Below are 15611 nucleotides of genomic sequence, written 5' to 3'. Positions count from 1 at the left end.
CTTAGCTCGCTTGCTTCACAACAACATCATCATGGTTTTCAAGCACAGTTTCTGTTTGCTTATAAAATAAAGCCGCATGAAATAAAGTCGATTGTTGTTCTAATTCAGCAACATACTCTTGAACTAACCGCTGAAAATAACGATAAGCAAATAATGCGGGAATCGCAATGAACATTCCTGCCGCAGTTGTAATCAGTGCTTTAGAAATCCCCGGAATCATCAGTGTTGGATTACTACTATTCCCAATATCAATCATTAAAAATGACTCGATAATCCCAAGTACCGTTCCCAATAATCCTAAAAGAGGCGCGACAGCACTCAATGTTCCCAAAAAATTGATATTTTTTTCAAGATAACCAATTTCCTGAGAAGCAGTTGCTTCCATCTGCGCACGTGCAAACTGTTCACCTTGTGCCTTACTTTGGTAACCAACTTCCAAAATACGACCCAATGTCGTTGCCTGTAAATCCTGATTTTGTTTAAGTTTAGGCAAAACCATTTGTACGCTTTGCGCTGAATTTAATAGCAAATCTTTCGGTAAAATAGTGGATTTCTTCAAGCGAATCAAACGCTCTAAGCTAATCGCAACAGTAAAGATCGAACAGAGCACAAGGGGCAGCATAAGCCACCCACCTGCTTTTACCAATTCCCACATAACACTTCCCCAAGTATTTAAAAATAGAAAATAAAATTATTCAGCTAAGCAAATATTCAAAATACCATCTAACTCATCGAGTGAATGATAATGAATCGTGAGCTTGCCTTTCCCTTGTTTATTATGATCAATTTTGACATTTGCACTAAAACGATCTGTTAAGCGCTGTGTCAATTGTTGAAGATCTGGTGCAATTTCCGTTTTTGATTTTTCTTGTTTCGGCGTATTGAGATCACGAACATATTGTTCAGTTTGGCGAACAGATAAACTCTTCTCTATCACCAATTCAGCGACTTTCAGTTGATCTTTTCCTTTCAAAGTCAAAATGGCACGAGCATGTCCCATGTCCAGCAAACCTTGTTGCATAAAGTCTTTAACTTGCTCAGCTAGACTTAATAAACGCAGCAAATTACTCACTGTAGTACGCGCTTTGCCTACCGTGTCTGCAATTTCTTGATGACTTAAACCAAACTCTTCATGGAAGCGCTGTAAAGCCATCGCCTGATCAATCGGATTAAGATCTTGACGTTGAATGTTCTCAATCAACGCCAGTGCAATTGCAACTTGGTCTGTTAAATCACGAACAATGGCTGGAACTTGCGTTAAACCGGCAAGTTGAGCCGCACGCCAACGACGCTCACCCGCAATAATTTCATAGGGGTGCTTTTCATTATCAATTGGACGAATCACAATCGGCTGCATCACACCGTGTTTTTCAATCGATGCCGCTAACTCTTGTAAGTCTTGCTCATTAATAAAACGACGTGGCTGATATTCACCACGTTGTAATAGATGCACATCAATTTGTTTTAGCTGACCGTGATCAAGAGCTTGTGCTTCAAGTTGTAATTTCTCTTTTTGAATGGAACCGAGTAAGGCATCTAAACCACGACCTTTTGCCAGTCCACGTTTTTTAACGGTCATGCGTTACTTCCTTTTTTCACTTTGCTTTTCTTAATCATTTCAGCTGCTAAATGTAAATAAGCAACTGCACCCTTCGAGCTTTTTTCAAAATAAATCACTGGCAAACCATGCGCAGGTGCTTCAGCTAGACGCACATTACGTGGAATGACTGTGTCATAGAGTTTTTTGCCAAAGTATTGTTCTAATTCTTCAGACACATCACGTGTCAGCGCGTTACGTGCATCATACATGGTGCGTAGAACACCAATAATTTTTAACTCAGGATTCAATGCTTGTTGAATGCGATCAATAGTCTGTGTTAAATCTGCCAAGCCTTCCAAAGCATAGTATTCACACTGCATTGGAATCATCACACCATCCACCGCTGCCAGCGCATTAACCGTGATCAAGCTTAAGCTTGGCGCACAGTCCACAATGATGTAGTCATATGCTTGTTCAATTTCTTGCAATGCGTCACGCAGAATAAATTCACGCCCTTCTTGCTCAGCAATCGCAAGTTCAACGCCTGCCAAATCACGGTTTGCACCCAAGACCTTATAACCCACTTCCGCCTTGGTAATCGCAGTCTCTATAGGCACTTCACCCAGTAAAACATCGGTCACTGAATACAGTAGGTCATTTTTTTGAATGCCTGAACCCATGGTCGCATTGCCTTGCGAGTCCATATCAACCAATAAAACCCGCTTTTTAAGTACTGCTAAAGATGCAGCCAAATTTACTGCGGTTGTGGTTTTACCTACACCACCTTTTTGGTTCGCAATCGCAATAATTTGTGCCATGACCCGCCCAATCCTTTGAATTTTTTTAGATACGTTTTAATAAAAGTAAGTGTCGTTGTTCGTCCAAACGTGGAACTTTTAACGCAATAATGTCACAGCTAAATTCGTTTTTGAATGCTTCAACTTCGTCATGCGGAACCAAGCCTTTCATAGAAGCAATAATGCTGTCTTGGTGCATATAAGGCTTCGATGCATTGATAAAATCGGTTAAAGAGGCAAATGCACGACTGGTAATCACGTCAAACTGACCCAAATCATGGATGCTATCTTCATTTTCAACACGCGTTTGAACTGCAATTACATTGGTTAATTTTAAGTCTGCGATAAACTGTTTTAAAAAACGAATTTTTTTACCATTGGAATCGAGCAAAACACATTGGCGCTCAGGTTGGCATAGAGCAATAATCATGCCCGGCATACCACCGCCTGTACCAATATCTAGCAAACGACCTTTCGGCAAATCTTTTAAAATACTTAAACTATCTAATAAATGCTTCACCAGCATTTCTTTAGGATCGCGAATCGCTGTTAAATTGTAAGCTTTGTTCCACAGCACAAGTGCGTCTTGATACTTCAGCAATAAATTTAATGCTTCTTCACTCAAATCTAAGCCAAGCTTTTGACTACCTTGCTTTAAGTCTTGAAAAAATGGATGCATAAAGAAGACATCTCAATAAAATTAAACTGAAGTATACCGATTTCTCAGCCGTGGAACAGTAGCTAACGCTTAGTGATTATGCACTTAAACGTACATACCTTGACGAATCTGTAGATCTAGATCACTTAATCGCTCAGGTGTGCCAACATCCACCCATGCGGCTTGCATTTTCCCGGCAGAAACTTTTCCAGCAGACATCGCTTCTTTTAGCAATGGAGCCAGTGGACGCTTACCTGCTTCTAAACCCTTAAACATCTGTGGGTGAATAACCGCAACACCACTATAAGTCAGTGCTTCACCTGACTGCTCTTGTTCAAAGGTATAAGCACGCCCTTGATTTAAGATAAAGTCGCCTTTGGGATGTTGTGTCGGATTGGTTACAAATATCAGATGCGCAAAATCTTCTCCCAAATCGACATTGAGCAATGATGCAAAATCAAAAGTGGTCCACACATCGCCATTCACTAAAATAAACGGTTCCGTCCCCAAAAGTGGTAGAGCATTAATAATACCACCTGCTGTTTCAAGCCCCTCTTCTTCACGCGTCCAACGAATAGTCACTCCAAACTGCGAACCATCGCCAAGCGCGCCAATCAATACATCGGCCAACCATGCAGAATTAATCACAATTTCTGTGACCCCAATTTGCTTGAGTTTTTCAATATGCCAAACGATCAGTGGTTTGCCACCCACTTCAAGCAGAGGTTTCGGTTTATAGAGTGTTAAAGGACGCATGCGGTTGCCAAGCCCCGCTGCCAAAATCATTGCTTTCATGCTGCAACAACCTCGTATTTGCCATATTTTGCTTCAAATTTCGGCATCACTTTATCGCAAATAAATTGCATGAAAGGTTGTAGTTCTGCATAAGGTTTGCTTTCTTCAAGTAAATACCACATCACACGTGGTAAATCTTTCAAATAACCTGATTTTCCGTCACGTTCAAATAAACGCACAAAAATACCCAAAATCTTGATATGACGTTGAATCGCCATCAAGTCAGCATCTTGTTTAAATTGTTCAAAGTCACGACCTTCTTTTGCCGATGCAGGTAACAAGTCATAAAACACTTTAAACCAACGATAAACGCGCTCAGGATTCCATTGCACATACGCATCACGTGTAATTGAGATCAGATCATAAGTATCTGCACCAATCACAGCATCCTGAAAGTCAATCACCCCCTGCTCTTGCTCATCTGCCAAAAGCATGAGATTACGACTATGGAAATCACGATGTACAATCACTTGAGGTTGAGCCAAAGCAGCATTGGCTAAAATTGCAAATGTACGTTTAATCAGCGCAGACTCATCATCAGTGGGTTGAATCTGTAAACTTGGCAATAACCAATCTGTCAATAGCGACATTTCAGTGATTAACTTTTCATAAGAATAAGCCGGGAAATGACCTTCACCATCAATAGATTGCAATTGAATCAACTGCTTAAAACTTTGCTCATAATGCGCATCGACAGTCTTATCATCGAGCTGTGTAGACAGTAGCACATCGCCAAAATCCTCAAGCAATAAGAAGCCTTGCTCCAAATCTTTCGCCACAATATGTGGTACACGAACACCGTTCGTATCAAAAAATTCATCAATCGTCACAAAAGGCACACAATCTTCTTTTTCTGGTGGTGCATCCATCAGCATAAATGTTTTATTATTCAACTTGATTCGTGCATAACGACGGAAACTTGCATCGCCTGCTAAAAAGTTAATTTCAAATTGATCTGAACCAAGTACAGATGAAATCCATGTTTGTATCAATTGTTCACGTTGTGTATTCATTTGCGATAAATTCTAATACAGGCTGAGTTTTTAAAGTGCTAAGTGTAGCCACTTATCAACTTTTTCTCTATGATGCGACAATAATTAATTGCGTTTTAAGCATACTTGGTAAATGAGACACATGAAGCATCAGTTTAAATTTAATCCTTTAGCGACTGCGATATTTACCCTTCTTTGTGGTAGCTCAATCACAAGCTATGCTGCAATACCAACCACGTCTATTTCAGACGAACAACAATCGCTAAAACAAGCACTACAAGAGAGTTATCCTGGGCAAAAGTTTTTCGAACAATACTATGTCGATAAGTCATCTCCTGAAGCTCAACAGCGCCAAGGTCGTTACTTAAGCTCCGCGTATTGCCAAGGCACATGGCTAACCCCTGTAAGCCCTGAAACCAAAGCTGCTGACGCAGCCAATGCGACATCTACCATTACAGCGGACTATGGTCACTACAACCCACAAGGTGACTCTGTTCTTGAAGGTAATGTCCTGATTGATCAAGAAGGTCGTCAAATCCGTGCCGATAAAATTACCATTGACCAAACCCAGACCTTTGCCAATGCTGAAGGTCGTGTGCAAATGGCGCAAAGTGGCTTATTAGCGCAAAGTGACCAAATCAATTACAACCTAAAAACTCAGCAAGGCGATCTGAAAAACAGTTTCTATATTTCAGAAGAACAACATGCGCATGGGCGGGCCGACCAAATCCTACGTGAGTCACAAACGACCACTACGCTAAAAAATGCAACTTATAGTACCTGCCCACCAGAGCAATCGCCAACGTGGAAAATCCAAGCAGACGAAATTAAGTTAAATCAAGAAACTGGACGTGGTGAAACACGTGGTACAAAACTTTATGTTAAAGATGTACCCGTTCTCGCTGTTCCTTATTTCAACTTCCCGATTGATGACCGTCGTACTACCGGTATTTTGACACCAAGTTTTGGCTTCACCAATGATGGTGGTGTCGAGCTTGCAGTGCCTGTTTATCTCAACTTAGCACCTAACTACGACGCGACTGTTACGCCGCGCTATATCAGCGACCGCGGCCCAATGTTTGAGGGTGAGTTTCGCTATTTGACCGAAAACTTTGGTTCAGGTCAAATTTGGGGGGGGTACTTAGCTGGTGACCGAAAATATGACGATGAAGACCGTAAAGATTTGCACTTTTTACATAACTGGCAAATCAATGAACAGTTCTCAACCAATCTTGAATATAACTATGCTTCAGACAAAGACTACTTTACTGACTTAAGCAATAACCCAAACACCAAAACAGACTTAAACCTGCGTCGTGCGTGGGAGTTAAACTATAAAAATGGAATTCCTGGTCTAAAAGCCCAACTGAAAGTTGAAGACTTCCAAACACTAGACGAAACCACCCCCTACGTTGACCGTCCGTATGCGCGTTTACCACAGTTTTTACTCAACTATAAAGCGGGTAATGCACTGGGCTTAGAATACGAGTTCAACAACGATACGGCTTACTTTAAAAAGGACTTTGGGACTATCGACGGCGATACCAACGATAGCTTTGAACCAAGCGGCACCCGTGTCTATAATGACTTTTCTGTACGCTATAACTACCGTACACCGTGGGCTTTCGCCATTCCTGAAGTATCTATTCGCAATGTGAACACATTCTACGATCAAGACACCATCAATGAGTTTGACAACACCAACCGCTCATCGAATGACAAATCTTATGTTGTGCCACAGGTGACTTTTGATGCAGGTTTAACTTTTGAAAAAGAAGGCACTTTCTTACAGACCTTAAGCCCACGCATGTTCTATGCCTACGCACCCTATAAAAATCAAGATGGCGCACCAAACTTTGACTCTGCAACAGCATCGATCAACTATGATCAGTTATTTAGTGCAAATCGCTTCTATGGCCATGACCGTCTAGAAGACAATAACTTCTTGTCACTAGGCTTAAGCTATAGCCTATTTGATACGGTGGGTCTAGAGCGCTTAAAAGCCAGTGTGGGCCAAAGCTATTATTTCGAAGACCGCCGCGTAACGCTTGACCAAACAGCAGATGTCTTTGACAGAGAAAATCACTCTGGTCCGATTGTCAGCGTATCTAGCCAGCTCTCACAAAACTTTACCCTCGGTGCAAACTCAGCATGGATGGCAAATGGCGATAATGCGCAACGCGACTTACAACTTTACTTTACGGGTGATAAAGGCAACCTCTATAACGTTGGCTATTTCTACCGTAAAGAAATTGCAGACCGCCAAGAACATTACGACCAAGTAGTTGCATCTTTTGTACAACCGATCCATAACAACTGGCGTATTATGGGCCACGCTCAATATGACTTAGACAACAATGTCGCTCGTGAATACCTCCTTGGTGTCAATTACGAGTCTTGCTGTTGGGGGATCTCCGTTTATGGTCGCGAGTACTATAACGACTTGGATGACGTCAATGCTGCAGGTGTAGAACCTAAACGTGCAATTATGGCCGAAATTACGCTTAAAGGCTTAGGCGGACTCAACAGTAAACTTTCATCATTACTAGAAAATCGTATTCTAGGCTTTAACAATATTAATCAGACTTGGACAGACCGTTAATGAAGACAAAACAGTTCAAACAATTTTTTAAAGCGAGTGCTTTGGCTTTAGCTCTCGCAACCGCTATTCCAACTTTTGTACATGCGTCGGATGAAGTTGTTGCTGTTGTCGATAACAGTGTCATTTTGAAGAGTGACTTAGAAGCAAGTATGGCTGAGCTCAAACATCAACTTGAGAGCCAAAAGAAACAAGTCCCACCAGAGCAATATTTGGCACAACAAGCATTAGAGCAACTGATTATTCGTCAGACTCAGCTTGAACAAGTGAAGCGTTACAACATTCAACCTGATGAAAAAAGCTTGAATGAAGCGGTTTTAAATGTTGCAAAACAATCCGGTAGCACAAGCCTAGAAGCATTCCAACAAAAGCTCGATAAAATGGCACCCGGAACCTATGCTTCTTTGCGTAGTCGCGTTGCTGAAGATTTAGCCATCAATCGTTTACGCCAGCAAATCGTTACCTCTCGTATCCAGATTTCAGATCAAGATGTTAAAAACTTCTTAAATACCCCACAAGGTCAAGCAGCACTCGGTAACCAAGTGCATGTGCTACATGTGCGTGTTTCAGGTGACAATGCTGACGCTGTGGCGAAGCAAGTTAAAACGGTACTAGCAAACGACAACGATGTCGCTGCAATCGCTAAAAAGTTCAGTACTGCTGGCACCAAAGTTGAAGGTGCAGATATGGGCTTTAGAGCACTTTCTGACATCCCTAGCGAGCTTGCAGCACGTGTGAGTCCACTCCAAGTGGGACAAACCACAGATTTAATTACAGTGCGTGATGGTGTACATCTTTTAAAATTAGTTGAACGCAAAGGTGCTGAGCAAAAAGCGATTGTGCCTCAATACAAAGCACGCCATATTTTGATACAACCGTCTGAAGTGGTTAGCCCTGAAAATGCTAAACAAATGATCGAAAGTTTGTATAACCGCGTCCAAAAAGGTGAAGACTTTGCCGTTTTGGCTTCCACCTACTCTAATGACACAGGTTCAGCACGTGATGGCGGGAGTTTGGGTTGGGTCAGCCCAGGTGTGATGGTTCCTCAGTTTGAAGAAACCATGAAAAATACACCGGTAGGTCAAACCAGTAAACCTTTCCAAACCCAATTTGGCTGGCATATTCTTCAAGTGACTGAAACACGTCAACAAGACATGACTGCTGAATACCAAGAGCGTATGGCACGTCAAATTTTAGGTGAGCGTCAATTTGATGCAGAGCTTGATAGCTGGTTACGCGAAACACGTAACAGAGCTTATGTCGAAATTAAAGATCCTAACTTAGATCGTAAGAACAACAAGTCATAAGTTTAAACACATAAAAAGACCAGTATTCATACTGGTCTTTTTTTTTGCTTGGACGAAAATTAAAAATTAGACATAAAAAAAGCCTCTCATGTGAGAGGCTTTTTTAACAATTAATTAACGATTATTTTCGTCATCTTGAGTGTCTTCAAATTTTGATTCGCCATCAAAACCAGTCGATTGGCCACTGAAGCCACTTTGACCACCGAAGCCACCTTGACTACCAAAGCCACCTTGACTACCAAAGCCTCCACCTTGACCACCGAAGCCACCTTGACCACCAAAGCCACCTTGTTGACCACCAAAGCCGCCTTGTTGACCACCGAAGCCGCCTTGTTGACCACCGAAGCCGCCTTGTTGACCACCAAAGCCGCCTTGTTGACCGCCAAAGCTACCTTGTTGACCAGCGCCAGCAGGTGCACCAGCTGGACGTGGGTTACGTGCAGGAACAACTGTAGAAATTGCATGCTTGTAAACCATTTGGCTTACTGTATTTTTTAATAAAACAACATATTGGTCGAAAGATTCAATATGACCTTGTAACTTAATACCGTTTACAAGGAAGATAGAGACAGGAATACGTTCTTTACGGAGAGAATTTAAGAACGGATCTTGCAAAGTTTGACCTTTAGACATGTTATAACTCCAAAAAAATTTAAAAATCAGCGCAAAAAACTATCTTTATTTTTCAATTAAAAATTATAAAAAAGATAGTAGCTAAATTTTGCTTTATCCGTAGCAGTTTCGCAAGTCTTCTTGTGCCTGCGTGATAGTAGAATACGTTGTAAATTTATGTGCCTCTTGCAAAGATCTTAACCAAGTGTATTGACGTTTGGCAAGTTGTCGTGTCGCAAAAAGTGATTTATCCTCCATTTCATGTTGTTTTTCGACAGTTTTATCTCCTTTCTGTAAAAATTCGAGTGCTTGTCGATACCCAACTGAGCGCATAGAGGGTAAATTTTCATCTAAATCGTATTTTTTCATAAGTGTTTCCACTTCATTCAAAAATCCGATGTCCCACATAATTTTCAATCGTTGTGCAATTCTTTGGTGCAATTCTGCACGGTCTGGCATCAAAGCATAATTATGAAAATTATAGCGATAAGGCACATTTTTAGGCTGTTCAGCTTGAAGTTTAGTAATGGGCTGCCCTGTCAACTTGTAAACTTCTAAAGCCCGAATAATACGTTGTTTATCACTCACTTTAAATTTTTCGCCCGCCAGTGGATCCACACTGCATAATTCCGCATAGACCGCAGACCAACCCTCACTTTCACCTTTGGCTTCTATTTCAGCACGAACAGCATAATCTGCACTCGGTAAATTGCTTGAAAGGCCTTCTAAAAGTGCCTTGAAATAGAGCATAGTTCCACCCACCAAAATCGGGGTTTTACCTCGTGCATGCATATCATCAATTAGACCACATGCATCTTCAACAAAGTTTGCAGCCGAGTAGACTTCTAATGGGCTAATAATATCGATAAGGTGATGTGGATATTGCAGTAACTCTTCTTTGGTCGGCTTTGCTGTACCAATATCCATATCCTTAAAGACCAATGCTGAATCTACAGATATCAGTTCAAAATTCCCTTGCTCATAGAGCTGACATGCCAAAGCAGTTTTACCACTTGCAGTTGGCCCCATTAAATTGATGACCGGCAATTGAGTTGACATGTACAACTACTCTCCTCGAGCAAAAAGCTTATCTAGTTGAGCCAATGGAAACGCACGCCAAGTTGGGCGACCATGGTTACATTGGCTGGCAAATTCAGTTTGTTCCATTTGACGAAGCAAAGCATTCATTTCAGAAAGACCCAAAATGCGATGGGCGCGAACAGCACCATGACAGGCCATACCCGCTAGAATTTGATCACGCTTTTGCAGTAAGCCCTGCGCTTCATCATTTGGATCCAAATCGTTCAGTAATTCAGGTACCAGCGCCTCAAAGTTGGCTTTATGTAAAATCGCAGGCACACCACGAACAATGACCTGCTCATCGCCATATTGATCAATTTCAAGACCCAAACGCGCCAATTGATCTTTGAGCTCTTCCACTCGCATAGCTTGCATTCGCGTGATATTAATCACTTTGGGAATAAGTAACTGCTGAGAAGTCCAAAACTCTGGTTTATCCCACGCTGACTTCATTTGCTGTAGCAAAATACGCTCATGCGCTGCATGCATATCAACAATAATCAGCCCTTCTGTATTTTGAGCCAGCACATAAATACCATGCAATTGTGCAATTGCAATTCCCAACGGATGTTCATCGACTTTTGGGCTTTGCACTGTAAAATCAGCCAAAGGCTGAGCTTGATCAACACCAGATGATGTATCACGTAGAGGTGCTAAATAGCTTTGCAAAGCATTATTGAGCTGTTGTGAGCCCTGATAGCGTGAAGGTTGCGCCGAATAATGGACGCCTTGCGGTTGATTTGAACTAAAGTCAGTAAGCACATCCGATGGGGCTTGCTCACCAGTTTGTGTAGACTCAACACGACGATGCAACTGCAAAGGCTCTTGATAACGAGGCTGCACAGACATCAAAGCTTGATTCTCTGCAATCTTCATGGCATCAGATAAATCTGCGGTTGCCGTTTGAAACTGCGATAAAGTCTCTTTGGCATAATGACGTACAAATTCATGTACTTCACGTTGATTCAAAAAGCGAATTTCATGTTTGGTCGGATGTACATTGACATCAATATTTTCAGGGTCTACTTCCAGAAAAAGCAAATAACCCGCATGCTGATGTCCATGCAAAATACCATCATAAGCCATACGCAGCGCATGAGAGATGGTTTTATCTTTAACAATTCGACCATTCACATAAACATACTGTAAGTCAGCCTGAGCCCGCGCATCGGAGGGATGTCCCAACCAACCTGTTAAACGCATGTTGATGCTATCTGCATCCATCCAATAAGCATTTTCAGTAAATGTGCGCCCTAGCAACTGTTGTACGCGCTGAAAACGTAGCTCACCACTATCTGCAATCGGCAAGTTCAGTTTGATGCTTTGATTATGTTCAAGCACAAAACGAATATCGAAATGCGTCAGCGCTAAACGTCGGACGATTTCCTCAATATGACCAAACTCTGTGCCAGGTTTTTTGAGGAATTTTCGACGTGCAGGCACATTAAAAAATAAATCTTGTACCCGAATATGCGTACCTTTCGGTGCAGCTACAGCCTGAATCTCTTGATGGTCAAATGCAGTTCCATTGACTTCAACTTGATAGCCAATTCCATCATCCGCTTGACTACTGGTTAAGGTTAAACGCGACACCGCTGCAATAGAAGCCAATGCCTCTCCGCGAAAGCCTAAACTGACAATTGCATGTAAATCTTCAGCGGTTTTGATTTTACTGGTCGCATGGCGCATCACCGCCAAAGGGAGATCTTCAGCGTGAATCCCTCGACCATTATCCATGATTTCAATTAAAGTACTGCCGCCTTGCTCTACCCGAATAATCAGCTCTGTCGCACCTGCGTCAATCGAGTTTTCAAGTAACTCTTTGACCACAGACGCTGGACGCTCAATGACTTCACCTGCTGCAATTTGGTTGGCTAGAGCAGGATTCAAAGTATGAATACGACGTATCTTTAAATCATCACGCATTGTTTAATTGGCTCTCTAATGCTTGTAATAATGCTACTGAATGGAAACTTAAGGTAGCAGACCGTGTCAGTTCATCTTCCGATTTTTGGATATCAATAATTAAGTCCGCCTCAGGGATCTCATCGCCCCCTTTAGACGGCCATTCAAACAAAAACAATGCATTGGGCGTTTCCAAATAGTCACGGATACCCATTAACTCCAGTTCATACGGATCGTTTAAACGATACAAGTCAAAATGGAAAATATCACGCCCTTGAACTTGATACGGCTCAACTAAGGTATAAGTTGGGCTTTTCACGGAACCTTGATGACCTAAATGCTGTAAATAATGGCGTGTTAGCGTAGTTTTACCCGCACCCAAATCCCCAATTAAATACACTACACCCGTCGTAAAATGCTGTGCCAAAATTTGCGCTAAATTTTGGGTATCTTGTTCATTATTGAGCGTTAAATTAAATGAATACTGCATAATACTCACGACAAGTGACAAAAGAACAATTATGATAGCACTGGACTCACAAAATGCCCAAGCCACAAGCTTTAAATCTCGTATTTAACTGCGCCAACCGATTACATATTGCCTGCACATCATGCTCAACATAAAACCTGCTGAATTTTGTCCTCCCACGCTCAATGGCGTGAGCGCAAGTAAAGTGTTCCTACCTAAATTAAAGCCATCACCACACACCGTATTGGCTTATTTATCTGACCAATTTCCGCATATTGAAGCAACTGAGTGGCAGCAACGTTTTCATGATGGTTTGGTCTATGACGCTGTAGGTAATATCCTCCATACAGATTCGGCATATCTTGAAAATCAGCATGTGTTTTATTACCGTTTTTTAGCGCACGAAATTGAAGTGCCATTTCAGCATGACATTTTATTTGAAAACGATCATTTCTTAGTCGTGGATAAGCCGCACTTTTTGACCATCAGTCCAACGGGGCAATATGTCCAACAAACCCTATTGGTGCGCCTGAAAAAACAAACAGGTATTGAGCATTTAACGCCCATCCACCGCCTTGACCGTGAAACCGCTGGCTTAGTGATGTTTTCCAAATGTATTCACAGTCGAGGGCTGTATCAGCAAATGTTTGCAGATCGACAGGTTCAAAAAACCTACCATGCGATTGCACCGTTTAACCGTGAACTCAACTTTCCACGCATAGTAAAACTACATATGCAAAAAGGTGAACCGTTCTATACCATGCAAGTCCTAGACAAAGCACCGAACAGTGAAACCGAGATCTTGCTTCTAGAGCATGATGCAACATGGGCAAAATATGAGCTTAAACCCGAGACAGGCAAGCAACATCAACTCCGTGTACACCTCAATTTCTTAGGCCTGCCGATTAAAAATGATCCGTTCTATCCTAAAGTTGTACATAAAGCCGACGATGATTTTAGTCAGCCCTTACAGCTCTTAGCCAAGCATCTTTCATTTAAAGACCCAATAACTCAACAGCTTATGCAGTTTAGCTCCAATCTTGAATTGACATTGTAATCTTCTTGTCATTACAAAATAATTTAAAATTCCATTGTATGAATATTGAAATTACAATGGAATTGATTAAAATAACTTCTACCCTTAAGTCGTTAAAATTATTTAAAAAATCATGAGAAAAACAGAAGTCTATCAAATTCGACTCGATTCCCAAGAAAAGAAACAAGCTTTTGCAGTGTTTAAACAACTGGGAATTACGCCTGCGCAAGCCGTTCGTTTATTCTTCAAACAAGTGGTTTTAACCAAATCCATCCCTTTCTCAATCGAAAACCAGAACATCAATATTGAACAACTGATTAAGCTACGTAAACTCAAGCAAGAACAAAAAGCGGTTGAACACATCACCAGTGCAGACTCAACTGCAACCAATGATTTATTTGCAGATGATGAACATATTGATCTTTTTGAGGAATTAGCTGCAATCTTGGGAGAAAGTGACAAAACTTAACAGTGTTGCATTTCTAAACAAATTTTAGAAATATCCCTTTCAAAACTTAGGTATGCTTCATGTAAACATTATAAATACAGCATGGAGTAATACATGATCGTTAGGCGTGCCACTTTAGAAGACTTAGAAAAACTTGCTGTATTATTTGATGAATATCGCCAATTTTATGGTGCATCGTCCAACCTAGCGCTTTCCCAAAAGTTCCTTAAACTTCGCCTTGAAAACGAACAAAGCGTCATCTTCATTCATGTCAAAGACGATGTGATTACAGGTTTTGTGCTGCTGTATTTAGGTTTTTCTTCTGTGGCCTGCGCAACTTACTATATTTTAGATGATGTTTATGTTTCTCCACCGCATCGTCGCCATGGCTCAGCAAAACAATTGATCGATACCGCGATTTTGTTTGCAAGACACGAAAAAGCCATTCGTATTACGCTTGAAACGCAAAAAAATAATTATCAATCCCACAGCTTATATGAAGCCATGGGCTTTGTAGCGGATAATGAGTTTAAGACCTATCATTGCTTTCTATAGCATTCAGCGTCTAAAGACCTTCACTCTCAAGATCATTGCGTGTCTTGGCTAAAGCCACTTGTTCTGCATTTAAATAGATCCAATGCCCTTCGACTAAATCTGGTATCCCCGTTAAGTCGAGCGCTCCAATTTGCTGACGATGCAAGCTCTCAACTTTATTTCCCACTGCCGCAAGCATACGTTTCACTTGATGATATACCCCCTGATGCACGGTCATTTGTAGTTCACATTCAGCTAAGCGTTTTACATCTGTTGCAGCAAAACTCCCTTTTTCATTTCGCAGTTCAACCCCTTGCTCCAGCTGTTGAACTTGTTCATCTGTAACGGGGTCGGCCGTTTGCATCCGATACACTTTTGCCACATGTTTTTTAGGGTGTGTCAATGCTTGTAAAAACTGACCATCATCGGTGAGTAACAATAAACCAGTGGTGTCTTGATCTAGACGACCTACACATTGAATGCCACGATTCAAGAGCACATCGTCAAACAAATCAAAAACACTAAAATGATGTGTCGCCTGATGTGAACATTCATAGCCTTGAGGTTTATTTAAGGCGATATAGACTTTTTCGCGGTATTCAAAGCTCTTCCCATGTACCTTGTAGTTCAAAGCATCCAATTTGAGTTTATGTTTAGGGTCAGTAATGATCTGCCCCTCAATTTCAATGGCTGCATTTTTAATCAACTGTTGGCAATGCTTTCGCGAACCAAATCCTTGCGACTGCAACATTTTTTCCAACAGCATCAGCACACCACATTTTTAAATAAAGGCTCATTTTATACTGAAATACAGGAACATCAATCAAAGGACTCGGATC

Annotated in this window: 16 protein-coding genes; 5 read left to right on the top strand and 11 right to left on the bottom strand. The window is 41.4% G+C overall.

The features are described from left to right. Position 1: 1 nt before the first annotated feature. The 6 genes from MF4642_RS01085 to MF4642_RS01060 all read right to left on the bottom strand — a co-directional run bounded on the left by MF4642_RS01085 (position 2) and on the right by MF4642_RS01060 (position 4803). Positions 2–655 carry a MotA/TolQ/ExbB proton channel family protein gene (locus MF4642_RS01085; RefSeq protein WP_004984856.1) on the bottom strand — a complete coding sequence of 218 codons (654 nt, stop codon included), beginning with the start codon at positions 653–655 and terminating at the stop codon, positions 2–4. A gap of 36 nt (positions 656–691) precedes the next feature. Further along, positions 692–1579 carry a ParB/RepB/Spo0J family partition protein gene (locus tag MF4642_RS01080; protein ID WP_078425017.1) on the bottom strand — a complete coding sequence of 296 codons (888 nt, stop codon included), beginning with the start codon at positions 1577–1579 and terminating at the stop codon, positions 692–694. Beyond that, the gene (locus tag MF4642_RS01075) at positions 1576–2358 is read right to left on the bottom strand and encodes a ParA family protein (protein ID WP_004696827.1); all 783 of its coding nucleotides are present in this window, start codon (positions 2356–2358) and stop codon (positions 1576–1578) included. Before MF4642_RS01075 ends, MF4642_RS01080 begins: the two co-directional genes overlap by 4 nt. Positions 2359–2383: 25 nt before the next feature. Beyond that, positions 2384–3016 carry a 16S rRNA (guanine(527)-N(7))-methyltransferase RsmG gene (gene rsmG, locus MF4642_RS01070; RefSeq protein ID WP_004984861.1) on the bottom strand — a complete coding sequence of 211 codons (633 nt, stop codon included), beginning with the start codon at positions 3014–3016 and terminating at the stop codon, positions 2384–2386. Positions 3017–3100: 84 nt separating this feature from the next. Next, on the bottom strand, positions 3101–3790 hold the full coding sequence (gene murU / locus MF4642_RS01065) for an N-acetylmuramate alpha-1-phosphate uridylyltransferase MurU (RefSeq protein ID WP_078425016.1): 690 nt from the start codon (positions 3788–3790) through the stop codon (positions 3101–3103). Beyond that, on the bottom strand, positions 3787–4803 hold the full coding sequence (locus tag MF4642_RS01060; protein ID WP_078425015.1) for an aminoglycoside phosphotransferase family protein: 1017 nt from the start codon (positions 4801–4803) through the stop codon (positions 3787–3789). Before MF4642_RS01060 ends, murU begins: the two co-directional genes overlap by 4 nt. 121 nt (positions 4804–4924) lie before the next feature. Here MF4642_RS01060 and MF4642_RS01055 point away from each other — a divergent pair, with 121 nt between their 5' ends. Together MF4642_RS01055 and MF4642_RS01050 are read left to right on the top strand one after the other, a co-directional pair. Beyond that, the gene (locus tag MF4642_RS01055) at positions 4925–7384 is read left to right on the top strand and encodes an LPS-assembly protein LptD (protein WP_078425014.1); all 2460 of its coding nucleotides are present in this window, start codon (positions 4925–4927) and stop codon (positions 7382–7384) included. Continuing rightward, positions 7384–8688: a peptidylprolyl isomerase gene (locus MF4642_RS01050; RefSeq protein ID WP_004696818.1), complete on the top strand. Its 1305-nt coding sequence runs from the start codon at positions 7384–7386 to the stop codon at positions 8686–8688. The genes MF4642_RS01055 and MF4642_RS01050 overlap by 1 nt, the downstream gene beginning before the upstream one ends. A 114-nt stretch (positions 8689–8802) precedes the next feature. Here MF4642_RS01050 and hfq read toward each other — a convergent pair whose 3' ends face one another. The 4 genes from hfq to tsaE all read right to left on the bottom strand — a co-directional run bounded on the left by hfq (position 8803) and on the right by tsaE (position 12775). Next, positions 8803–9321, bottom strand: coding sequence for an RNA chaperone Hfq (gene hfq, locus MF4642_RS01045; protein WP_078425013.1), 519 nt, complete (start codon positions 9319–9321; stop codon positions 8803–8805). Between the two features lie 93 nt (positions 9322–9414). After that, complete coding sequence (miaA, locus tag MF4642_RS01040; protein ID WP_078425012.1) at positions 9415–10359, bottom strand: tRNA (adenosine(37)-N6)-dimethylallyltransferase MiaA; 945 nt, start codon at positions 10357–10359, stop codon at positions 9415–9417. 6 nt (positions 10360–10365) lie between these two features. Then, complete coding sequence (gene mutL / locus MF4642_RS01035; protein WP_078425011.1) at positions 10366–12306, bottom strand: DNA mismatch repair endonuclease MutL; 1941 nt, start codon at positions 12304–12306, stop codon at positions 10366–10368. Then, complete coding sequence (gene tsaE / locus MF4642_RS01030) at positions 12299–12775, bottom strand: tRNA (adenosine(37)-N6)-threonylcarbamoyltransferase complex ATPase subunit type 1 TsaE (protein ID WP_026056383.1); 477 nt, start codon at positions 12773–12775, stop codon at positions 12299–12301. Before tsaE ends, mutL begins: the two co-directional genes overlap by 8 nt. Before the next feature lie 121 nt (positions 12776–12896). Between tsaE and MF4642_RS01025 the strand changes: the two genes are divergently transcribed. The 3 genes from MF4642_RS01025 to MF4642_RS01015 all read left to right on the top strand — a co-directional run bounded on the left by MF4642_RS01025 (position 12897) and on the right by MF4642_RS01015 (position 14793). Continuing rightward, positions 12897–13811: a pseudouridine synthase gene (locus MF4642_RS01025; RefSeq protein WP_078425010.1), complete on the top strand. Its 915-nt coding sequence runs from the start codon at positions 12897–12899 to the stop codon at positions 13809–13811. A 112-nt stretch (positions 13812–13923) separates the two neighbouring features. Beyond that, positions 13924–14259, top strand: a complete 336-nt coding sequence (locus tag MF4642_RS01020; RefSeq protein WP_004984882.1) for a type II toxin-antitoxin system RelB/DinJ family antitoxin — start codon at positions 13924–13926, stop codon at positions 14257–14259. Positions 14260–14352: 93 nt separating this feature from the next. Then, entirely contained in the window at positions 14353–14793 is a 441-nt protein-coding gene (locus MF4642_RS01015) for a GNAT family N-acetyltransferase (RefSeq protein WP_004696801.1), read from the top strand. 10 nt (positions 14794–14803) lie between these two features. Here MF4642_RS01015 and MF4642_RS01010 read toward each other — a convergent pair whose 3' ends face one another. Further along, a complete protein-coding gene (locus MF4642_RS01010) occupies positions 14804–15538 on the bottom strand; it encodes a pseudouridine synthase (protein ID WP_078425009.1) in 735 nt (244 codons plus the stop codon). Positions 15539–15611 lie beyond the last annotated feature (73 nt).

It is taken from the genome of Acinetobacter sp. MF4642 (assembly GCF_002018925.1).
GTDB classification, from domain to species: domain Bacteria; phylum Pseudomonadota; class Gammaproteobacteria; order Pseudomonadales; family Moraxellaceae; genus Acinetobacter; species Acinetobacter johnsonii.
The sequence above is the reverse complement of the archived record's forward strand: the minus strand, read 5'-3'. Positions and strand labels throughout refer to the sequence as shown.